The organism is Agrobacterium rubi TR3 = NBRC 13261, from assembly GCF_000739935.1.
GTDB lineage: Bacteria > Pseudomonadota > Alphaproteobacteria > Rhizobiales > Rhizobiaceae > Agrobacterium > Agrobacterium rubi.
In genome coordinates this window covers 1-21,208 of record NZ_BBJU01000011.1, presented here as the reverse complement: position 1 = coordinate 21,208, position 21,208 = coordinate 1, and the positions used below count along the sequence as shown (strand labels likewise).

Below are 21,208 nucleotides of genomic sequence, written 5' to 3'. Positions count from 1 at the left end.
TATGAACCCGACGTTTAATCCCGCTTCCGCCGATGGAAGCCCGCAAACGCCTGCCTGGGGTGCGGTTACCTCCATGGCGCTGGGCGTTTTCGGGCTTGTGACAGCAGAGTTTCTGCCCGCCAGCCTGCTGACGCCAATTGCCGCCGAACTTGGCATCACCGAAGGTGCCGCCGGACAGGCCGTCACGGTGACCGCCGTTGTCGGCATGATGGCCAGCCTGTTGATTACCTCGGTCGCCCAGCGCATCGACCGACGACATCTGATGATGTTTTTCTCCGCCCTGCTCGTCATCTCCAACCTGATGGTGGCAGCGTCTCCCGGGCTGACCATGCTTTTGATCGGGCGTCTGCTGCTGGGCGTGGCACTCGGCGGTTTCTGGGCCATGTCCACGGCCATCGTCATCCGCCTGGTGCCGCCCGCCAGCATTCCGCGCGCATTGTCGATGATCTTCAGCGGTGTGTCGGCGGCCACCATCGTTGCCGCCCCCGTCGGCAGCTATGTGGGTGAACTTGCCGGCTGGCGCTCCGTCTTCGTGCTGACGGCACTGTTGGGCGTCGTGGCGTTCGTCATGCAGTTCCTGACATTGCCCAAGCTGCCCGCCACCGGCACCAGCAGCATCAAGACGCTTGGCGTGGTGCTCGCCAGACCCGGCATTGCACTCGGTTTGGCGGCGGCAACGCTGGTCTTCGGCGGTCATTTCGCCTTCTTCACCTATCTGCGGCCTTATCTGGAAGCGGATATCGGTGCGGGCATCGGCATGGTGTCGGCGCTGCTGCTGGGGTTCGGGCTTGCCAATTTCATCGGCACGCTTCTGGCCGGATCGTTGATCAACCGCAGCTTGAAGGTCTCGCTGGCCGCCTTGCCGCTGTCGATGGCCGTGATCGCTCTGCTGATCGTCACCACCCATCCGCCTTTGCCGCTCGCCGCTGTTCTGGTTGCCGCCTGGGGCTTCCTGTTCGGTGCCGTTCCGGTGTCCTGGTCCACATGGCTGGCACGCACCATTCCGGATGAGGCCGAGAGTGCAGGCGGCCTTCTGGTGGCGTCCATTCAGTTCGCTATCGCCATGGGCGCTGCCGTCGGCGGCATCATCTTCGATCTCAACGGCGCAACAAGTGTCTTCGCCACAAGCGGGTTGATCCTCGCCATTGCCGCCATCGGCATTATTCTGGGCGTCAAGCCACGACCGCAGGTCAGCGTCGCCTGACGCATTCTGCGATCCTTCCCAACAAGAAAGCCGGGGCTCAAACCCCGGCTTTTGCGTGTTCCATATCCGCCGTCGTTTAAGCCTTCGCCAGGCCCGACAATGTCTTAACCAATCCCTGCGTCGAGCTGTCGTGTCCTTCAGCGCTTTCTTTGCCTTCCACCACCGGCAGCAGGCCGGTCGCGAGTTCCTTGCCAAGCTCCACGCCCCACTGGTCGAAGGAGTTGATGCGGAACAGCACGCCTTCAACGAAGACGCGGTGTTCGTAAAGCGCAATCAGACGACCCAGCGCAAACGGGGTGAGCGTGTCATAGACGAAGGTGATCGACGGGCGGTTGCCGGTGAAGACCCGGTGCGGCGCGATGAAATCAGCCTTTTTGTCGTCCATGCCCTTGGAGGTCAGCTGTTCCTTTGCCTCCGCCAGCGTGCGGCCCTTCATCAGTGCTTCCGATTGCGCAAGGCAATTGGCGATAAGCAACTGGTGCTGGTGGCGCAATTCCGGCTCGAAGCCGTTCGCAGCAATCATGAATTCCGTCGGAATGACGCTCGTGCCCTGGTGGATGAGCTGGTAGAAAGCGTGCTGGCCATTGGTGCCTGGCTCGCCCCACACGACCGGACCGGATTGCCCCTCGACCGGGGTGCCATCGATGGTCACGCCCTTGCCGTTGGATTCCATATCCAGCTGTTGCAGATAGGCAGGGAAGCGCGATAGGCGCTGGTCGTAGGGCAGGATGGCGCGGGTCGGGTAATCCAGGACATTGCGATGGTAAAAGCCGATGAGGCCGAGCAGCATAGGCAGGTTCTGGCGCACCGGCGCTTCCCGGAAATGCACGTCCATGGCGTGTGCGCCATCCAGAAACTTGCCGAAATTGTCAGGACCAATGGCAATCATCAGCGGCAGGCCGATGGCCGACCAGATGGAGTAGCGACCGCCCACCCAATCCCAGAAACCGAAGACGCGGTCACCGTCGATGCCGAACTTTGCCACCTTGTCGAGGGCCGTGGAAACCGCGCAGAAGTGGTGCTTCACGGCGTCTTCACCCAGCGCGTCGGCGATGAACTTGCGGGCTGTCGCCGCATTCGTCATTGTTTCGATGGTGGTGAAGGTCTTCGATGCGATGATGAAGAGCGATGTTTCCGGATCGATCTGCTTCAGCGTGTCGGCAATATGCGCGCCATCTATGTTTGAAACGAAATGGGCACGCGGGCCATCATGGAAAGGCGCCAGCGCCAGTGTTGCCATGACCGGGCCGAGATCGGAGCCGCCTATACCGATGTTGACGATATCTGTGATTTGTTTGCCCGTCGCACCCTTGAGTGCACCGGAACGGATGGCATCGGCAAATTTGCCCATGGCGGCCAAAACGCCGTTCACATCCGCCATCACATCCTTGCCATCGGCCATGACAGGCGTGTTGGAGCGGTTGCGCAAGGCGGTATGGAGAACGGCGCGGCCCTCGGTAAAGTTGATCTCTTTGCCGGAGAACATTTCGTCGCGCTTGGTCTCGACGCCGCCGTCGATGGCCAGCTTTTCGAGCAGCGCCAGCACCTCTTCATTTACGGCGCATTTGGAGTAATCCATGAACAGATCATCGAAACGCACGCTGAAGTGCTCGAAGCGTGTGTGGTCGGCGGCGAAGGCGGCACGAAGATCGGTGGCCTTGGTCTTTTCGGCGGCGGATTTCAGGTTTTCGACGATGGCCTGCATGGAATGCTCCTCATGCTCCGGGGAAGGATGAGGAAACTATTCTTGTTCATCGGGCTAAATCAAGGCGCGATCACGCGAATCGATTGAAATATGGCAAAGCACACCAATCAGTTAGCCAGCTTCCGAAGTTCACGGCGCAGGATCTTGCCGACATTGGTCTTGGGCAATTCCGCGATGAACTCGATATGCTTGGGGCGCTTGTAGTTGGTCAGGCTGATGGCACAGAAGGCTTTCAAATCTTCTGCCGTCAGTGCCGGGTCCTTTTTGACCACATACAGCTTCACCGCCTCGCCGGAATGTTCGTCCGTCACGCCTACGGCCGCACATTCCTGCACGCCAGGGTGGCCTGCGGCCACTTCCTCGATTTCATTGGGGTAGACGTTGAAGCCGGATACCAGGATCATGTCCTTCTTGCGGTCCACAATCTTGGTGTAGCCCTTCTCGTCCAGAAAACCCATGTCGCCGGAACGGAAGAAGCCGTCCGGTGTCATCACCTTGGCGGTTTCATCCGGGCGCTGCCAGTAACCCGCCATCACCTGTGGCCCGCGAATACAGATTTCGCCCACTTCGCCAAGACCAAGACTGTTGCCGTCATCGTCGCGAATGTCGATATCGGTCGATGGCACGGGAAGGCCGATGGTGCCGCTGAAGTCGCTTTGGCCCAGAGGGTTGACGGTTGCAACGGGCGAGGTTTCCGAGAGGCCATAACCTTCGCAAATATGGGTGCCGGTGACGGACGCCCAGCGCTCGGCCACGGGCCGTTGCACCGACATGCCACCACCCATCACCAGAACCAATGAGGAAAGGTCCAGTTTGCGAAAATCCTCATTGTTCAACAGCGCGTTGAACAGCGTGTTGATGGCCGGGAAGACGTGTGGCGTATAGCCGGAAAGCTCCTTGACGAAGCCGGGAATGTCACGCGGGTTTGCGATCAGCAGGTTGTGGCCGCCAAGTGCCACGCCCATCAGCGAATTCACCGTCAATGCGAAGATATGATAAAGCGGGAGCGCGCAAATGAAATTGAGCACCTCCGGCCGCGTCTTATGCAGGAAGACGGCGTCCATCCACAGCGATATCTGCGACTTGTTGGCTAAAAGGTTGGCGTGGGTCAGAACCGCGCCCTTGGAGATGCCCGTCGTGCCGCCGGTATATTGCAGAAAAGCCACGTCGTTGCGGCCAATCTGCGCCGGCTTCAGCTGCAGATTCTGCGATTGTTTGAGAACGTCCTTGAAGCTGACCGCCTGTGGCAGGGAATAGGCGGGCACCATCTTTTTGACCTTGCGCACCACAAGGTTTACGATATGGCCCTTGAGGCCGAGCAGATCGCCCATCGTGGCGACAACAACATGTTTGACGTCGGTATGCGGCAGCGTCTGCTGAACGACATGGGCAAAATTTTCCAGCACGAACAAGGCCTTGGCACCAGAATCCTTGAGTTGATGCGCAAGCTCTCGCGGCGTATAGAGCGGATTGACGTTGACCACCGTCAGCCCCGCCCGGAGAATGGCATAGGTCGCAACGGGGTTCTGGAGAATGTTCGGCATCATCACCGCAACGCGGTCACCTTTTTCGAGGCCGATCTTTTGCAGCCATGCACCGATTTTGCGCGTCTGCTCTTCAAGCTGACGGTAGGTAAGCGATTTGCCCATGCTGGAAAATGCTTTGCGATCCGCATAAAGCGCACAGCTTTTTTCCAGAAGCTCTACAAGGGAAGCATAACCGAGATCGGGAAGCTCCGCAGGCACACCCTGCGGGTATGAGGCAAGCCAGGGGCGCTGTATGATACGCGGTTCCTGGCGGCTCAAATTCATGTCGCTCATTTCGTCCTCCCATGCCGGCACTTGCAACGTTTGCGATCATATCTGCCCGCTCCTCAGCCAAACAGTCATGAACCCGCCAATTTTGCAATCGTAGATGAAGCCTCCAAAACCATCCACTCACATCAGCGTATTTAACTCTAACGTAAACGTCAACTATCGCCTGCCAAATCCGGTGTGCCCTGTGGAAGGGCGCATGGAGACGTGGTGATTGGTTTTTGACTTTAATCCTGATTTGCGCGATCAACAAAACCGAACAGAAGAACACGGAAAACGGACATGCCAGATACCGCAGCGCTGCACCTCAGCACCATTGGAAAACGCTTCGGCGATGTGAGTGTGCTTGAGGGCATCGACCTGACGGTCATGCGCGGCGAAATCATCTGCCTTGTCGGGCGCTCAGGCTGCGGCAAATCCACGCTTTTACGCATCATCGCCGGTGTGGAAACGCCCGATGCCGGTGCCGTCTTCATGAACGGGCGCGAAATCGCTGGTCCGACGACATTCATGGAGCCGGAAAAGCGGCGCATCGGTTTCGTGTTTCAGGACTATGCACTTTTCCCACATTTGACTGTCGAGCAGAACGTGTTGTTTGGCTTAAAGGGGCAGCCGAAAGCTCAAGCGCGCGCGCGCGCTGCCGCGATGATCGAGCATGTGCGCTTGGCCGATCTCGCCAAGCGCTATCCGCATACGCTGTCAGGCGGCGAGCAGCAGCGCGTGGCCCTGGCGCGAGCACTCGCACCCAAGCCGGACATCCTTTTGATGGACGAGCCTTTCTCCAATCTGGACCGCGGCCTTCGCGACAGCGTGCGCGAAGAAACGCTTGGCTTGCTGCGAGACCTGGAAACGACAGCCATCATGGTCACGCATGACCCGGAAGAGGCATTGTCTGCGGGTGACCGCGTGGTGCTGATGCAGCAGGGCCGCATCGTGCAGACCGGCACCGGCTATGAGCTGCATGACAACCCCGTCAGCCGTTATGCCGCCGATTTTTTCTGTGCTTTCAACAAGGTGGAGGGCACGGTCAGAAACGGGCATCTGGAAACGCCGATCGGCAGCTTTGCGCATAAGGGCGATCTGCGCGAAGGTACCAAGGGCTTCGCCTATATCCGCCCCAGCGCGATCACCATCTCTCCGTCGGATGCTGGCGCTGAGATTTCCGGGCGCATCACCAGCCGTGTGTTCATGGGCGAGATCGAACAGGTGGCCGTGAGCGTGGACGGTCTCGCGCAGGATTTGCGGGTTCGCAGCATGCGCCGCACACCTGTCGATGTTGAAACTGTCAATCTGTCCGTGGCGAGGGATACTGTGCTAACCTTTACTCCAGATTGAATCTTAACATTTTCAGCTCAAAAAAAGCCCTGTATTCAACTCAAAGTGAGAAAATCACCCTGAAAATCGCAGGGATATAACTTGATTTAATCGATCAGGTATGGTGCATGCATCTCCAACATCATTTTCACGTCACAGGGGGATAGACATGACATCGTCGACCGTCACAAAACTTGCACTTCTTGCCAGCACCATGGCCTTTGCGGCCGGAGTGGCGAATGCTGCGGAACTCAACATCTACACGACCCGCGAACCGGCACTGATGCAGCCGCTGCTCGACGCCTTTACCAAGGAAAGTGGTGTCAAGGTCAACTCCGTGTTTCTCAAAGACGGTCTGGCCGAGCGCGTTTTGAGCGAAGGCGCAAGCTCACCTGCCGACGTTTTGATGACGGTCGACGCCGGTAATCTGGTCGATCTCGTTGAAAAGGGCGTGACCCAGCCAGTCGAATCCGAGGTGCTGACCAAGGCCATTCCTGCAGAGCTGCGCGATGCCAAAGGCAACTGGTTTGCGCTCTCCATGCGTGCCCGCGTTCTCTACGCCGCCAAGGACGTCGATCTATCCTCGTTCAATTATGAAGACCTCGCCGATGCCAAGTGGAAGGGCAAGATCTGCATTCGTGCTGGCCAGCATCCTTATAACACAGCATTGTTTGCCGATTACATCGCCCACCACGGCGCTGAGGCCACCGAAAAGTGGTTGGCAGGCGTGAAAGACAATCTGGCCCGCAAGGCTGGCGGCGGCGACCGTGATGTGGCCAAGGATATCCTCGGCGGCATTTGCGATATCGGTATCGCCAATTCCTATTATGTCGGCCTGATGCGCTCCGGCAAGGGCGGCGAGGAGCAGGTCAAGTGGGGCGAGGCCATCAAGGTCATCCTGCCAACCTTCAAGGATGGCGGCACGCAGGTGAACGTTTCAGGTGCAGCCGTCGCCAAGAACGCACCGAACAAGGCAGAGGCCGTCAAGCTTCTCGAATATCTGGTGTCCGACGAAGCTCAGAAAATTTATGCCGAGGCCAACTACGAATACCCGGTCAAAAAGGGCGCTGCCCTCGACAAGATCGTGGCGTCCTTCGGCGACCTGAAGATCGACTCCAAGCCACTGACGGAAATCGTGTCGCACCGCAAGGAAGCCAGCCAGTTGGTAGACAAGGTCGGGTTCGATAATTAAGGGCGCTCGCTCTTTGGGACTGCGGTTCCTTACACCCCGTCACTCCGTACTCGATACGGGGTCCAGCCAGCCCAAATTCTTGGGCTGAAAGACTCTTTAACCGCGCGACGCGCGGCATTGGATACCGGCTTAAGGCCGGTATGACGGAAGAGGGAAACCTCACCGACCACCCATGTCAGGCGCCCGTTTCACGCGGGCGCCTTGCCTGTTTCCAGCAGCCTGTATGTTCATACGGCAAAACCCCAAGATCAGCATGCACGCCACCACCCGCATAGCCATTCCGTCCAAACGCAGACTGCGGATCAACTCTGCATTCTGGTGGCTGGCATTGTCCTGCGTCATCGCCGCGCTCGCGATGCTGCCGGTTCTGGCGCTGCTGTCAGAAGCGATGAAAGGCTCAACCGGACTTTGGCAGCATCTGCGTGAGACCGTGCTGGCAACCGCACTTCCCGAAACGCTTGTCCTGCTGCTCGGCGTTGGTATGCTTGCCGGGGTCATCGGCACCACCAGCGCTTGGCTTGTCAGCGCCTATGATTTCCGCGGGCGAAAGCTGTTGGAATGGGCGCTGCTGCTGCCGCTCGCCATGCCGACTTATATCGTCGCCTACGCCTATCTCGATATTCTGCATCCGCTTGGGCCGGTACAGGGCGTGGTGCGCTGGGTGCTGGGATATTCCAGCCCGCGTGAATTCCGGCTGCCCGATATCCGCTCGATGACCGGCTGCATCATCCTGCTCGGCTTCGTGCTTTATCCTTACGTCTACATTCCTGTCAGGGCGATGTTTCTGACGCAGGCGGGAAACCTCCTCGATGCTGCGCGCATGCTCGGAACCTCTCGCAACGCGCTGTTCTTTCGCGTTGCCGTGCCGCTTGCGCGTCCGGCCATTGCGGTCGGTGTCAGCCTCGCACTGATGGAAGCACTGAACGATATCGGTGCGTCGGAATTTCTGGGCGTGCGGACGCTGACCGTGTCCATCTACACCACCTGGGTTACCAAGTCGGACCTGCCGGGTGCGGCGCAGATCGCGCTCTGCATGCTGCTTTTGGTCGTCGCACTGGTTGCGATGGAGCGCTGGGCGCGGCGCAGGCAACGTTATTCCGCATCCGCCCAGAAAAGCACGGTTCTCGCCCCCGCACGTCTTCATGGGCTTTACGGTTTTCTGGCGTTGGGTCTCGGCAGCCTGCCAATCCTCGTCGGCTTTGTGGCTCCCGCGATCTATCTGGTGGTGGAGGCATGGAAGCGGTTTCAGTTCAGCGGTCTCTCGTCACGCTTCGCCGCAGAAGCCTTCAACACCGTCCTCTTTGCCGGCACTGCCACGCTGGTAACGGTCGGGGCAGGGCTGGTCGTCGCCTACGCCATGCGGCTTGCGCCGGGAAAAACCGCGCGCTGGTCCTTCCGCCTGGCCACCGTCGGCTATGCTGCACCTGGAACCGTTATTGCCATCGGCGTGCTGATTGCACTTGGCGGGTTTGATCGGTTTGTCGATGAAATGATGCGGCAGTGGTTCGGCATCTCCACCGGTCTCTTGTTGATCGGCAGCGGGTCGGCGCTGATCTTTGCCTATGCGGCGCGCTTCCTGACGATTGCAGGCGGCGGTATCGATGCGGGGCTGAGCCGCATTCCCCTGTCCTTCGATCAGGCGTCGCGATCCCTTGGCCGCAGCTCGACAGGCACCTTCCGCAGCATTCATCTGCCCTTGTCGAAGGCAGCCATGGCCGCTGCCGCATTGCTGGTTTTCGTGGATTGCGTCAAGGAACTGCCAGCCACATTGCTGCTGCGCCCGCTGAACTTCGAAACCTTCGCCACCCATCTTTATGGCGAGGCCGCGCGGGGCACCTATGAGGAAGCCTCGATTGCGGCACTCGCCATCGTGGTGATCGGCATCTTGCCCGTCATGGTGCTTGCCCGGGTCGGACGCATCAGGACTTAGAGCCAATCCGCCCCTTATTACGGTCTTTTCATTTGCCAAATCCCGCCGCTCGCAATAATCATGAGTAAATTATTCATGTTATGCGGAAGGAAACGACATGCTGGCAGCAACATCGGAACTGGTCACGGAAAGCGGCAGCAAATATCTCGTCCAGCTTTTCAAACATTTTGCCCACAAGATCGAGGTCAACTATTCCGACACCCACGGCGAATGCACTTTCGATTTCGGCACGGCTAGCCTCGATGCGGAGGCTGACCGCCTCAAAATCGCGGTGACGGCGCCGGATGAAGAGAAGCTCGATCGGGCGAAATCGGTGGTCGAAAGCCACCTGCTGCGCTTTGCTTTTCGCGAGGACGTCGACAAGCTGGACTGGCATTGAAAGGACAAAGGGCGGAACGATTTCGCGGCGTGAGGATTTACAAACCATAACGAATATAAGCAAAGGAGGAAGCGTTATGGTACATCACACCCCTCAGGCAGGCCAGGATCCTTACGTCAAGGATACGCCAAGCTTCATTGCCAGTGACAAGGTCGAAGGCACCAGCGTCTACGGCGCTGACAGCAAGAAGATCGGCTCGATCCAGCGCATCATTCTTGAAAAGCGCGGCGGCCGTGTCGCCTACGCTGTTTTGAGCTTTGGCGGCTTCCTCGGTATTGGTGATGACTACTATCCACTTCCATGGGAAAAGTTGCATTACGACGAAGAGTTGGATGGCTACCGCATTGATCTCACTAAAGAGCAGATCGAGAATGGCCCCAAATTCGCAAACCGCGATGATGACAGCTTGTTCGGCAACGATGACCGCAAGGTCTATGACTACTACGGCGTCCCGCCTTACTGGATGTAACCGTCAACGAAAAATGGCCCCGATCGGGGCCATTTTTTTGAGCTGACGTCGCTGGAGTGCCAGCGTCTTGTCGTCAGTGCTTCTTCTGTTTTCTAGCTTCTGATACCGCGTCTTCAAACCAACGGCGCGCTTCCTCGACGGATTTGCGACCGTCCAGAGCGGCGCGGCATGCACTGCGGGCTCGAACGAAGGTCAAACCCCGCACATGCGGCCAGTTTTCAGTTAAAAGCGCCAGAGCATCGAACGGCCCGGCGATGACGTTTCTGGTATTCTTGTCGAAATTCACTTCGACAGGTTCTGTCCATATTGCCTGCTTCATTCGGACACCTCCCTAACAGCCCATGTCAACGAACAGCGCGTCGACATGGTTCCCATAAGCGAGAATATTCGCGAAAGCTTAAGGTTGCAACCAGAATATAATCTCAACGGAAGCCGAAGAACGACAGAATAGCGAGAACGATGACCACCAGGCCGACGATGTAGATAATCTGATTCATGGATACTCTCCAGGTTGGGCATCAAACGGGCCATTCGGTCGGCACTAAAATATTTGACGCTAAAACAAGACACTCACCGTAACGTGAATGCCTTCTGGAAGTTCCATCCCTGCTGGTAATTTCATTGTGCGCGAGGAAATTGCCCTCTCAGCATGTGTGCCACCTTCAAGCGTTTCTCAGCTTGAACTGGACGACATCGATGGTACCGGCGCGAAAACCGGCAGAGCAATAATGCAGGTAATAGCGCCACATCCGGCGAAAACGCTCATCGAAACCAAGGGGCTCGATGCGGTGCCAATTGGCAAGGAAGGCGCGGTCCCACAGCATCAGCGTGCGATCGTAATCCTTGCCGAAGCGAAGCATATCGGTGTTGGCAAAACCCTCACGCGTCGCCGCATCGCGAAACTTGGTGATGGAGGGCAGCATGCCACCGGGGAAGATGTAGGTCTGGATGAAGTCGGCATTGCGGCTATATTCGTCGAAGCGGCTTTCATCGATGGTAATGACCTGCACCATCGCTTCACCACCGGGTGCCAGCAACTCGCGCAGGCGGCGGAAATAGGTGCTCCAGTTTTCTTCGCCCACGGCTTCGAACATCTCGATGGAGACGATTTTCGAATATTGGCCCTGGCAATCGCGGTAATCTTCCAGCCGGATATCGGCGCGCTCGGCAAGACCCGCCTTCGCAAGCCGTGCCCGTGCGAAATCGGCCTGCTCGGTGGAAAGCGTAAGGCCGGTCACGCGGCAGCCGGTCTTGGCAATGGCATATTCGGCAAAGCCGCCCCAGCCGCAACCGACTTCCAAGACATGGTCGTCAGGCCCGATGTTCAGTTGCTCGACAATGCGGTCGTATTTAGCATTCTGTGCTTCCGCAAGGCTGAGGCCGGGTTTCTCGAAAAGCGCCGAGGAATAGGTCATGGTCTCGTCCAGCCACGCCGAATAGAAGCGGTTGCCGAGGTCGTAGTGGAACGCGATGTTGCGACGGCTGCCAGCCTTCGAATTGCGGCGCAGGCGGTGGCGCAGAAGCGCAAAGGCCGATACCAGCCGTGATGGTTCGGACACGGCCTGCCAGTTTTTTTCGTTGGCGATGGCCAGTTCCAGCAGGCTGACCAGATCGGGGCTGTCCCAATCGCCGTCCATATAGGATTGCGCAAAGCCCAGGCTTCCGCCCATCACCAGACGGCGCACGACGCGGCCGCGGTTCAGGCTGATGACGCCGTGCGGGCCGGGTTCGGGGCCGCTGACGACATATTCGCATCCGCCGGGGAAGACGAGGGTCAGCCGACCGTAGGTCATGTTGCTCACGCGGCGGCAGATCATCCGCTGCCATAATGGAGCACGATCCATCAGAAAGGGAATGGTTTCCTCTTCGGCGTGACTCATTTTTCAATACCTCCCGGTGTTGCGCCCACCGCTGCACGGTCATGGACGCTGACAGAACTCGCGATGCGTTGTTTCGCGGCCTTGTGTCGATAGATCGGATTTCCCTTGGCCCACAATCTGAGCGCTTCCCAATGGATCGCACCCATGATTTTGAGCGTCATGAGTGGATAGGTTAGAAGTGCCCGCCCAAGCGAGCCATCGGTCAGCGCACGTCGCTTCCCGGCAAAGGACGCAAACAGCAGATCGCCGTCGGCATCCTGTTCGTTGATGGCGACCAGCACCTTGTCATCCGGCGGCTGGATGCGAAAATCATAGGTGCATTCCATCGGCACGAACGGCGAGACATACATTTCCTTGGCACAGGAATGCTGCACGGTGCCGTTCTGGTTTGCCGCAGCCGGAATGATGTAGGTGTGGCGTTCGTGAAAGGTGTTGCAGACCTCGTAGAGAATGGCCACGAGGCGGTCGTCGTCTTGCCGATCGTGGCAGAAATAAACCGTCAAAGGGTTGAAGACGTAACCGAAAATCCGCGGGTAGCACAGCATATCGACGCGCAGGGCCTCGGGCGATAGGTTCAAACCCGCAGCCGCCAGATGGCGCTCCACCCATGGCTTCAACTGACCTTTTTCACCGGCACCATGGTCGGTGTCGCGAAAGCTAAAGACGGCGCGTCTGTTGTAGCCAAAGAGGCGCAACCCCTTGTCCAGAACAGAAAGCTCATCCAGATCCAGCAGCAACGAAAAGACGCGGTAACGCATCTTGTGTGCATGCGGGCGATGGCGCGCATGCACGACGTGTCCTGCATAGATGGCGGAGCGAAATGTCATGATACCAGCGCTCTTTCAGGGCTGAGAAAAATCCGGCCCGATTCCTCTGCAACCGTCCACGGGCGCTTGACGCCGCCCAGTGCCTCGGCAACAGCCAGACCCGATTGCAGGCCGTCTTCATGGAAACCGCTGCCGAAATGCGCGCCGCAGAACCACGTGTTGCGGCGACCCTGAAGGCTCCAGAGCTGCTTTTGCGCGTCGAGCGCTTTTGTGTCGAACAGCGGATGCGTATAGTCGAATGTGCGGATCAGCTTGGCCGGATTAACTGGACGCGACGGATTGAGCGTCACGAACAAAGGTGTCGCTTCATCGATGTTCTGAAGGCGGTTCATCCAGTACGTCACGCAGAGCTGCTCGGTGCCGGTGGCATCGGGTTCGCTCAGGTAATTCCAGGCCGACCAGACGTTGCGGCGCTTGGGCATCAGCGTTTCGTCGCTGTGCAGAATAGCGGCGTTGCGGGTATATTCGAATGCACCAAGCAGCGATCGTTCCTGTCCATCCGCATCCGCAAGAAGCGATAGAGCCTGATCGGCATGGGTGGCGATGACCACATCGTCGAAAAATGACGCCTGGCCTGATCGGTCGAGCAGGTTCACACCGTTTTCGGTACGCTGGACACCGGCAATCTGGCTGTTCAGCACGACGGCGCCTTTGAACTGTGCCATGATGCGCGCAATATATTCGCGGCTACCGCCCTTGACCGTTCGCCACTGTGGCCGATCTGACAGTTGCACAAGGCCGTGATTGACGAAGAAGCGAATGAAGGCTTGCAGCGGATAAGCCCGCATATCTGCCGCCGTCGTCGACCAGATCGCAGCCCCCATCGGTAACAGGTGGTCATCGACAAAGCTCAAGGAATAGCCGTTCGCATCGAGATATTCGCCAAGGCTGATGGTCTGCAATGATGGGTCGTTCAGAAGTTGCGGTGCTTTTTTGTAAAACCGCAGCACATCGCGCACCATATGCCAGAAGCGGGGGCGCAGAATGTTTGATCTTTGGCCAAAAAGACCGTCGATACCGGAGCCGGAATATTCGAGACGACCGCCGCGCAGGGATGCCGCAAACGACATGTCCGAGGCATCGGTCTCGACACCAAGATGTTTGAACAGCGCCACAAGGTTCGGATAGTTAAGCTCATTATAGACGATGAAGCCGGTATCGACCGCAATGGGGCCCTTGCTGGCAACGTCTGTAAACACCGTATTGGCGTGTCCACCCAGGCGGCTATCGGCCTCAAACAGCGTCACATCTGCAGATTTATCCAACATCCATGCGGCCGAAAGACCTGAAATGCCCGAGCCGATCACGGCGATCCGGCGTCGTGTCTGTCGATTGCTGTCGCCTGTCATCACATCCATTGTCGCCGGTTCCATATTCTCATGTCAGCCATTACGCAGCCGGTTGCCAACTGGATTGCTTGACGCGCATTTTTTTGTTGTCGGTGATCCACTGGCAAGCCGCTGGCGTAATCGGTTTCATGACAATAAACGTTTCCATAGCTGCACCTGCGTGCCAGTATATAAGCAGTAACCGGAACGGTCCGGTTGCAGCCAAGCGATATGGAAGCGGAGTGAAGCCGATCCGCATGAATGATACCGTCAAGAACACGATTGAGAGCGAATGTCCCAGCCTCATCAAGGCTGTCGCAACAGAGCGCAGCGTCGAGGCCTTCGAGGTGCTTTTTCGTTATTACGGGCCGCGCGTGCGGATCTATATGTTACGGCAGGTGCGTGATGCGCAGGCCGCTGAGGAACTAATGCAGGAAACCATGATGACGGTCTGGAACAAGGCCGCCCTTTTCGATCCGGCGCGCGGCAATGTCTCCGCCTGGATTTTCAGAATTGCCCGAAATTTGAGAATTGATGCGCACCGCAAGGATAAGCGCCCGGAATTCGATATCAACGATCCGGCTTTCGTCAAGGACGACGCGCCCGCCGCTGATACGCAGTTGGAAGAGGTACAGGATGCGCAGCGTCTGCACCGTGCGCTTGCCCAACTGCCGCAGGAGCAGTTGGACCTTTTGAAGCGTTCGTTTTTCGATGAAGCGTCCCACAGCACCATCGCCGAACAGCTTGGTCTACCGATTGGAACCGTCAAATCGCGCATCCGGCTTGCCTTTGCCAAACTGCGCGCAGCTTTGGAGTCACGCACATGAGTGTACGGCACCACGTCAGCGATGAACTGCTTCTGGATTATGCATCGGGAAGCCTTGGCGAAAGCTGGAGCCTTGCAGTATCGACCCATCTTGCCCTGTGTCCCGAAAGCCGCCAGCGACTGGAAGCGCTCGAAATGACCGGCGGCGCGCTGCTGAGCGATATTACGCCCGCAGACGATGTTTCAGATGACCAATGGCAGAAGATACGCAAGCTTCTGACCGCAGACGTTGCCCCGGCATCTGCCAAGCCAGCGAAGCAAACCAACGATAATGCCGTGCTGCCGGAGCCTTTGCGCTCCTATGCAGGTGGCGATGTGGACGGGTTGAAATGGAAGCAGCTTGGGCCCGGAGCCTATCATTTCCCCATCCGCACGCGCGATGGTGAGGCGAATGTCCGGCTCTTGCGCATTCCGGCTGGAAAGCCGGTGCCGGAGCATACCCATGGCGGGCGGGAACTAACCGTTGTTCTCTCCGGTTACTTCAAGGACGGCGACGACGTTTTCCGTCGCGGTGACTTCGAGGAAGCAGACGAGGATCTGATGCACCAGCCTGTCGCGGGCGAGGGCGAGGACTGTATCTGTCTTGCGGTAACCGATGCGCCTTTGAAATTCAAAAGCTGGCTGGTGCGCCTCGTGCAACCGGTTCTGGGCATATAGGGGAGAGCAGACGATGGAATACCTCATCGCCTATGTCGGCACGGCCATCGTCTTCTTCGGTTTCGATTTCCTCTGGCTTTCGAAACTCGCAATCGGTTTCTACAAGCGTGAAATCGGCGGCCTGATGCTGGCAAAACCCAATTTCGCTGCTGCCGGCATCTTCTATCTCTTCTACATCGCCGGCATCGTCTACTTCGCAGTCATGCCAGCGCTAAGTGGTGATGGCTGGCAATCGGCACTGGTGTCAGGCGCCATCCTCGGCTTCATCGGCTATGGCACCTATGACATGACCAATCTTTCGACGCTCAAAGGCTGGTCGTGGAAAGTCTGTGTCATCGATATCATCTGGGGCACGGTGCTGACCGGTGCTGCTGCTGTCGGCGGATATTGGCTCGTTCAGGCGGTGGCATAAGCCGCATTGGTGAGATCGCGCCACGTGCGATAATATTGATCCATTCCGACAAGCGGTTCGACCGGATGGTAGGACTGCCGCGGCGCGTGGCGTGTAACCAGAACAGACGCCCCAAGCGCCGTCCCTGATGGACTGTTGCCATCGGTCACCAAAACATCAGCGCCCGTGATCGCCGCCAAGGCGGCGGTGAAATGTCGATTTGCTCCAAAAGGTCCTTCCATGATGATCGTGCCCGAATTTCCGATCAGCTCCAGGCAACTGGCCGTCATCATCGCGGCGTAAAGGGACGCGGCGACCAAGCGTTCGGCATCATTGCGCGGCTCGTTGTGCCAGCGCCCTTTGAGGCCGGGGAAGGGTCCGGAACCTTCCACTGCATTGGGAAGATAGAATATATCGTCCGCCAACACCCTGTCCAAACCCGAGTTCTCGGCAGGTGAAGCGCCCGCCGTCAGCATCTCGAATTCCCGCCCACCCATAAAGCGCGCCGAGGGAACAGGCTTTCCAAAAGCATCGACATTGACCAGCGTATCGCGCGCCGGGTCAAGCGTTTCCAACGGTGCGCCGACGCCAAAGCAGATGATCCAGGTGCCCGTCGAAACGACCGAAAACGGACCCTTTCGCACCATCAGATGCGGCAGCAGCGACGCATTGGAATCGTGAAGGCCGCAGTAGACAGGCATGTCGCCATCAATGCCAATTTTTAGCGCGATCTCAGGTAATACTTTTCCCAACACATCGAATGCGGAGCGTACTGGCGCAAGCAGATCGGTAATGCCGAGCGTTTCTGGCAGACTGGAAAACGCGGCCTTACCCGGTTGCCAGAGATCGGTGTGGCAACCCAGTGAAGTCGCCTCATTGGCCTTCACGCCCGTTAGTCGGTAAGCCCAATATTGCGGATAGGCCAGGATGTCGGTGACGTCTGCGAAGGCGTCGGGAAAAGCGGTCTTCTGGTAATGTAGCTGCGCACCAATATTCAGCCCCATGGGTAGCGCCGGTGAAAAGGTTTCCTTAAAGGGCGGGCGCAGAGCCGTATAGGCATTCTGTATGTCGTCGGGATAGCTGTGCTCGTAATCCAGCACCGGCAGCGCCAGCTTTCCCGCGCGATCAAGCAGCGCCGCACTCGCGCCATGCGTAGTGATGGAAATAGCCTGATAAGCCGGTGTCTCGCGAAAAGCGCAGAGACCATCCAGGATGAAGCTCCACAGGGTTTCAATATCGTAATGCGGGTAGGGCGGGCCGCTCAAAACCCGGTTGGCGATTTTGCGCGAAGCGATTTCCTCGCCTGTCTCGCCATCCACCACGATCAGCTTGGCGTGGGTCTTGCCGATATCGATGACGGCGACGTTGCGGATTGCGGTGCTCATGGCAGGTGAAACAACGTGATGAGGTCGCGGGCAACCGGCGAGTTGTCGGGATTGCTCTCCATGATGTCGGCCATATGGCCCCACCAGCGTTTCATCACCGGATGGTCAGGCAGTTTAGCCATGCCGTGGTTCTGCGGACGCGCCAAAACGCCGAAGAGAATATTGGTTTCAGGATCGAGATGAATGGAATAATCGCTCACGCCCGCCTCGTGCAGAAGCGTGACCAGTTCCGGCCAGATTTCATCATGGCGTTTGCGGTACTCGGCTTCCATGCCGGGAAAGAGCTTCATCTTGAAGGCGTGTTTTTCAAACTCTGGCATGGATCTACCTCATGGCCCGCAAACGGCGCACGACGATGGGAATGGCGATGGTGATGATGAGGAGAAGCCCGACGAAGATGGACATGACGATGCCCGGCACGTTGAGCAGTCCAAGCCCGAAGGTGACGAGGCCCATGACAAAGGCCGCAATCACTACCCCGCCGATGGTGCCGGAGCCGCCCAGAATGGAAACGCCACCCAGCACCACCATCGTCACCACTTCCAGCTCCCAGCCTTGCGCGATGGAAGGGCGGGTGGAGCCGAGGCGTGAGGTGAGGCAGACGGCGGCGATGCCGCTCATCAGGCCCGTCAGCAGGAAGAGAATGAACTTCACCCGCTCCACCGGAATGCCGGAAAAACGTGCGGCAAACGGGTTAGTACCGATGACGGAGACTTGACGACCGAAATTCGTCGCGTGCAGCAAAGTGGCGAAGATCAGGGCGATGACCATGAACAACACGAATTCAAACGAGATGACCCAAAACACGTAACCCTGTCCGAAATAGGCAAAGCTTTCCGGGTATTTGCCGAAGGCCTGATCGCCCAGCACCAGATAGGAAATGCCGCGAAACAGGCTCATCGTGCCGATGGTGACGACGATGGAGGGCAGCCTCAAACCCGCCACCAGAAAGCCGTTGAAAGCACCGCAGGCAAGGCCGGTGCCGATGCCAAGTGCCACAAGGCCCGGCGTCCCGACGCCCATCTGCACCGCATAACCCATGACGGTGGAGGCGAGCGCAATGATGGCCGCAACCGAAAGATCGATTTCGCCGGCGATGATCAAAAGCGCCATGGCGAAGGCGATCAGCGCCTTTTCGGTAAAGTTGAAGGTGGCGTCCGAGAGGTTATAGGCATCGAGAAAGTAAGGCGATGCGAAGGAGTTGACGATGAAGATCAGGATCGCCACGCCTAAAAGCAGCACTTCCCAGCTGGCCATGATGCGCTTGAACGGTGTACCGAGCTTGTCTGGAATGACGCGCGGCGTCGAGGTTTCGGGTGCGGTTATGCTCATGCCGAAGCCTCCTTGGTGATTTCTGTCTTGGCCCTGTCGCGCAGAATGATGCGGCCTTTCTTTGCTTCGGCGCGGGCGTTGAACACCACGGCCAGCACGATAACGACACCCGAGATTGCCATCTGCGCAAATGGGGAGATGCCGATGACGGGCAGCGCATTCTTGATGACGCCGAGAAACAACGCGCCGAGCACCGCACCGGCAACCGAGCCGATGCCACCCGCAATCGATATGCCGCCGATGACATTGGCGGCGACGCTGTCCAGTTCGAAACCGGATGCGATATCGACATAGGCCACGGCATAGCGCGACACCCAAAGGTAGCTCGCCAGCCCCGCCAGAGCACCAGACAGCAGAAAGGCCAGAAAGCGCGTGCGGCCGACATCGATGCCCGCATAGACGGCAGCGCCGGGATTGCCGCCAGAGGCATAGGCGGAACGCCCGAAGGAGGTGCGGGTCAGGACCAGCCACGCACCCGCGATAATGAGAATAGCGACCCAGGAAAGAACCGGCATGCCCAGAACGGGTGTGCGTGGAACGTTGAGAAAGGTCGGCGACATCTGATGCGCATTGACCCAAGCGCCACCGGAGAGAACAAAGGCCATGCCGCGATAAATCGTCAGCGTTCCCAGTGTGACCACGATGGAGGGCAAGCCCAGCCACCAGACCAGAATGCCGTTGATCGACCCTAAGAACGCGCCGATCACAACTGCCATGGCAATGAGGAAGGGCAGGGGTATCGAGGGAAAGGCCGCATTGGTCATGGCCACGGCCATGCCGGTAAAGGCAAGGTTGGCGGCAACAGAGAGATCGATGGATTTCGTCAGGATCACCGCCATCTGGCCGAGCGCCAGAATGATGAGGATGGATGTGTCGTTGAAGATATTGACGAGATTTCCAGGACGCTCGAAGCCAGGGGAGCGCATGGAGAAGCCTGCGATTAGGGCTATGATGATGCCCGCCAGCAGCCATTCGCGATTTTTAAGAAGTCTTTTCATGGCGTTGGTCCTCTCACGCGTTTCCTGTGGCAGCGCGCACCAGCTTTTCGGCTGAAAAATCGGCTCGTTCGAACACGCCCGCCATCAAGCCCTCGCGCATGACGATGGCGCGGTCCGACATGCCCAGAATTTCCGGCAGTTCGGATGAAATCATGATGATCGACAGGCCCTCGGCGGCCAGTTCGCTGATGAAGCCGTGGACTGCGGCTTTCGAGCCGATATCGATGCCCTTGGTCGGCTCATCCAGAATGATGACCTTGGGCTGGGTGGCCAGCCACTTGCCGATGACCACCTTCTGCTGGTTGCCGCCCGAGAGCGTACCGACTGGCACCGACAGGGCGGCGGCGCGCAAATCCAGCCGCGAGGCATATTTGCGGGCGAGCGCAAATTCGTTGGCAGCGGCCAGAAACCCCTTGCGGGATGTGCGCGCCAGCGATGGCAGCGACATGTTCTGATAGATCGGCAGTTCGAGCGCCAGCCCGTGCCGCCCGCGCTCTTCCGGCACATAGACGATGCCAGCATGAATCGCATCTTGCGGGCTGCGAATAGAAATCCGCTGCCCATCCAGCGTCAAGGTGCCGGATGCGGGGCGGGTGATGCCGAACAGCGACTGGCAAAGCTCCGAACGCCCGGCACCAATCAGGCCGTAAAGCCCGAGAATTTCGCCCTTGCGCAGATCGAAGGAAATGTCGCGGAACTCGGTATCGTGGCAGTAGCTTTTGATAGAGAGCGTGGTCTGGCCGATGTTGACGGCCTGCTTGGGAAAGGCATCCTTCACATCGCGTCCCACCATCAGCCGCACAATTTCGTCCTGTGGTGTCTGCTTGAGGTCACCCGAACCGACCATTTTACCATCGCGAAAAACCGCGTAGCTTTCGGCGATTTCATAGACCTCATCGAATTTGTGGCTGATGAACAGGATGGCCTTGCCCTGTCGTTTCAGGTTTTCCACGATGCGGAAAAGATCGTCGATTTCCTTGCGCGAAAGGGCCGCTGTCGGCTCATCCATGATGACGATGCGGGCTTCCACCGACAGCGCACGGGCAATCGCCACCAGATGGCGCTGCGCAATCGAGAGGTCTTTCAGCCGGATGGTCGGATCGATCTTGCTTTCCAGCCGCTCCAGCAAAGCGCGGGATTTGTCGTTGATGGTTTTCCAGTCGATCAATCCGAATCGCCCCTTGGGCGCGTGGCCGAGAAAGATGTTTTCACCCACCGAAAGCTCGTCAAACAGCACGGTTTCCTGATGGATCGCCGTCACGCCCGCATCAATGGCATCCTGCGCGCTGTGGAATGTGACGGGCTGACCATCCAGCAGGATTTCGCCCTCGTTGGGGCGGTAAATGCCGGTGAGGATTTTGACGAGCGTGGATTTGCCAGCACCGTTTTCACCGATGAGGGCTGTGACCTTGCCGGGGTAGAGGCGGATGTTGACGCCATCCAAGGCTTTAACGCCGGGGAATATCTGGCTGATGCCGCGCATTTCCAGAATGGGCGAGGTGGTTGAGGCCTCGGGAGCATCCATGATTTTGGTTTCAGCCTGCATCATCAGTCTTGCCAGTCAGTTATTGGAGTTT

The 21,208-nt window shown here is 58.1% G+C and carries 20 protein-coding genes; 9 read left to right on the top strand and 11 right to left on the bottom strand.

The window, feature by feature from the left end; genetic code table 11:
- Position 1: 1 nt before the first annotated feature.
- Positions 2 to 1,204 carry an MFS transporter gene (locus tag RRU01S_RS09050; RefSeq protein WP_045229959.1) on the top strand — a complete coding sequence of 401 codons (1,203 nt, stop codon included), beginning with the start codon at positions 2 to 4 and terminating at the stop codon, positions 1,202 to 1,204.
- A 76-nt stretch (positions 1,205 to 1,280) separates the two neighbouring features.
- Here RRU01S_RS09050 and pgi read toward each other — a convergent pair whose 3' ends face one another.
- Together pgi and RRU01S_RS09040 are read right to left on the bottom strand one after the other, a co-directional pair.
- Positions 1,281 to 2,909 (bottom strand): glucose-6-phosphate isomerase, encoded by a 1,629-nt coding sequence (pgi, locus tag RRU01S_RS09045; protein ID WP_045229958.1) that lies wholly within the window; start codon positions 2,907 to 2,909, stop codon positions 1,281 to 1,283.
- A gap of 107 nt (positions 2,910 to 3,016) precedes the next feature.
- Entirely contained in the window at positions 3,017 to 4,720 is a 1,704-nt protein-coding gene (locus tag RRU01S_RS09040) for a long-chain fatty acid--CoA ligase (protein ID WP_412674286.1), read from the bottom strand.
- A gap of 285 nt (positions 4,721 to 5,005) precedes the next feature.
- Between RRU01S_RS09040 and RRU01S_RS09035 the strand changes: the two genes are divergently transcribed.
- The 5 genes from RRU01S_RS09035 (at position 5,006) to RRU01S_RS09015 (ending at position 10,007) form a co-directional block, all read left to right on the top strand.
- Positions 5,006 to 6,058, top strand: coding sequence for an ABC transporter ATP-binding protein (locus RRU01S_RS09035; RefSeq protein ID WP_045229957.1), 1,053 nt, complete (start codon positions 5,006 to 5,008; stop codon positions 6,056 to 6,058).
- Positions 6,059 to 6,206: 148 nt separating this feature from the next.
- Positions 6,207 to 7,229, top strand: coding sequence for a Fe(3+) ABC transporter substrate-binding protein (locus RRU01S_RS09030; RefSeq protein ID WP_045229956.1), 1,023 nt, complete (start codon positions 6,207 to 6,209; stop codon positions 7,227 to 7,229).
- 253 nt (positions 7,230 to 7,482) lie between these two features.
- Positions 7,483 to 9,159: an ABC transporter permease gene (locus tag RRU01S_RS09025; RefSeq protein ID WP_045230002.1), complete on the top strand. Its 1,677-nt coding sequence runs from the start codon at positions 7,483 to 7,485 to the stop codon at positions 9,157 to 9,159.
- A gap of 97 nt (positions 9,160 to 9,256) precedes the next feature.
- Positions 9,257 to 9,538 carry a DUF2218 domain-containing protein gene (locus tag RRU01S_RS09020; RefSeq protein ID WP_052816049.1) on the top strand — a complete coding sequence of 94 codons (282 nt, stop codon included), beginning with the start codon at positions 9,257 to 9,259 and terminating at the stop codon, positions 9,536 to 9,538.
- 76 nt (positions 9,539 to 9,614) lie between these two features.
- Positions 9,615 to 10,007, top strand: coding sequence for a PRC-barrel domain-containing protein (locus RRU01S_RS09015; protein WP_045229955.1), 393 nt, complete (start codon positions 9,615 to 9,617; stop codon positions 10,005 to 10,007).
- Positions 10,008 to 10,080: 73 nt separating this feature from the next.
- Here the strand turns inward: RRU01S_RS09015 and RRU01S_RS09010 are convergent, their stop codons facing one another.
- From RRU01S_RS09010 to RRU01S_RS08995, 4 genes are all read right to left on the bottom strand, one after another.
- Positions 10,081 to 10,326 (bottom strand): DUF982 domain-containing protein, encoded by a 246-nt coding sequence (locus RRU01S_RS09010; protein ID WP_045229954.1) that lies wholly within the window; start codon positions 10,324 to 10,326, stop codon positions 10,081 to 10,083.
- Between the two features lie 343 nt (positions 10,327 to 10,669).
- Positions 10,670 to 11,887, bottom strand: a complete 1,218-nt coding sequence (locus RRU01S_RS09005) for an SAM-dependent methyltransferase (protein WP_045229953.1) — start codon at positions 11,885 to 11,887, stop codon at positions 10,670 to 10,672.
- Entirely contained in the window at positions 11,884 to 12,714 is an 831-nt protein-coding gene (locus RRU01S_RS09000) for a DUF1365 domain-containing protein (RefSeq protein ID WP_045229952.1), read from the bottom strand. Before RRU01S_RS09000 ends, RRU01S_RS09005 begins: the two co-directional genes overlap by 4 nt.
- Positions 12,711 to 14,072: an NAD(P)/FAD-dependent oxidoreductase gene (locus RRU01S_RS08995; protein WP_045230000.1), complete on the bottom strand. Its 1,362-nt coding sequence runs from the start codon at positions 14,070 to 14,072 to the stop codon at positions 12,711 to 12,713. The genes RRU01S_RS09000 and RRU01S_RS08995 overlap by 4 nt, the downstream gene beginning before the upstream one ends.
- A 212-nt stretch (positions 14,073 to 14,284) precedes the next feature.
- Between RRU01S_RS08995 and RRU01S_RS08985 the strand changes: the two genes are divergently transcribed.
- Genes RRU01S_RS08985 through RRU01S_RS08975 form a run of 3 tightly spaced genes read left to right on the top strand, consistent with a single transcriptional unit; the run spans position 14,285 to position 15,937 of the window.
- Positions 14,285 to 14,869: a sigma-70 family RNA polymerase sigma factor gene (locus tag RRU01S_RS08985; RefSeq protein ID WP_369346776.1), complete on the top strand. Its 585-nt coding sequence runs from the start codon at positions 14,285 to 14,287 to the stop codon at positions 14,867 to 14,869.
- Complete coding sequence (locus RRU01S_RS08980; RefSeq protein ID WP_045229949.1) at positions 14,866 to 15,525, top strand: ChrR family anti-sigma-E factor; 660 nt, start codon at positions 14,866 to 14,868, stop codon at positions 15,523 to 15,525. The genes RRU01S_RS08985 and RRU01S_RS08980 overlap by 4 nt, the downstream gene beginning before the upstream one ends.
- A gap of 13 nt (positions 15,526 to 15,538) precedes the next feature.
- Positions 15,539 to 15,937, top strand: coding sequence for a DUF2177 family protein (locus tag RRU01S_RS08975; RefSeq protein ID WP_045229948.1), 399 nt, complete (start codon positions 15,539 to 15,541; stop codon positions 15,935 to 15,937).
- Here the strand turns inward: RRU01S_RS08975 and RRU01S_RS08970 are convergent.
- The 5 genes from RRU01S_RS08970 to RRU01S_RS08950 are packed head-to-tail and all read right to left on the bottom strand — an operon-like array spanning position 15,922 to position 21,180.
- Entirely contained in the window at positions 15,922 to 17,301 is a 1,380-nt protein-coding gene (locus RRU01S_RS08970; RefSeq protein ID WP_045229947.1) for an FGGY-family carbohydrate kinase, read from the bottom strand. The genes RRU01S_RS08975 and RRU01S_RS08970 overlap by 16 nt on opposite strands.
- Complete coding sequence (rhaM, locus tag RRU01S_RS08965; protein ID WP_045229946.1) at positions 17,298 to 17,621, bottom strand: L-rhamnose mutarotase; 324 nt, start codon at positions 17,619 to 17,621, stop codon at positions 17,298 to 17,300. The genes RRU01S_RS08970 and rhaM overlap by 4 nt, the downstream gene beginning before the upstream one ends.
- Before the next feature lie 4 nt (positions 17,622 to 17,625).
- Positions 17,626 to 18,633: an ABC transporter permease gene (locus RRU01S_RS08960; protein ID WP_045229945.1), complete on the bottom strand. Its 1,008-nt coding sequence runs from the start codon at positions 18,631 to 18,633 to the stop codon at positions 17,626 to 17,628.
- Positions 18,630 to 19,631 (bottom strand): ABC transporter permease, encoded by a 1,002-nt coding sequence (locus RRU01S_RS08955; protein WP_045229944.1) that lies wholly within the window; start codon positions 19,629 to 19,631, stop codon positions 18,630 to 18,632. The genes RRU01S_RS08960 and RRU01S_RS08955 overlap by 4 nt, the downstream gene beginning before the upstream one ends.
- 13 nt (positions 19,632 to 19,644) lie before the next feature.
- The gene (locus tag RRU01S_RS08950) at positions 19,645 to 21,180 is read right to left on the bottom strand and encodes a sugar ABC transporter ATP-binding protein (RefSeq protein WP_045229943.1); all 1,536 of its coding nucleotides are present in this window, start codon (positions 21,178 to 21,180) and stop codon (positions 19,645 to 19,647) included.
- Between the last annotated feature and the right edge of the window lie 28 nt (positions 21,181 to 21,208).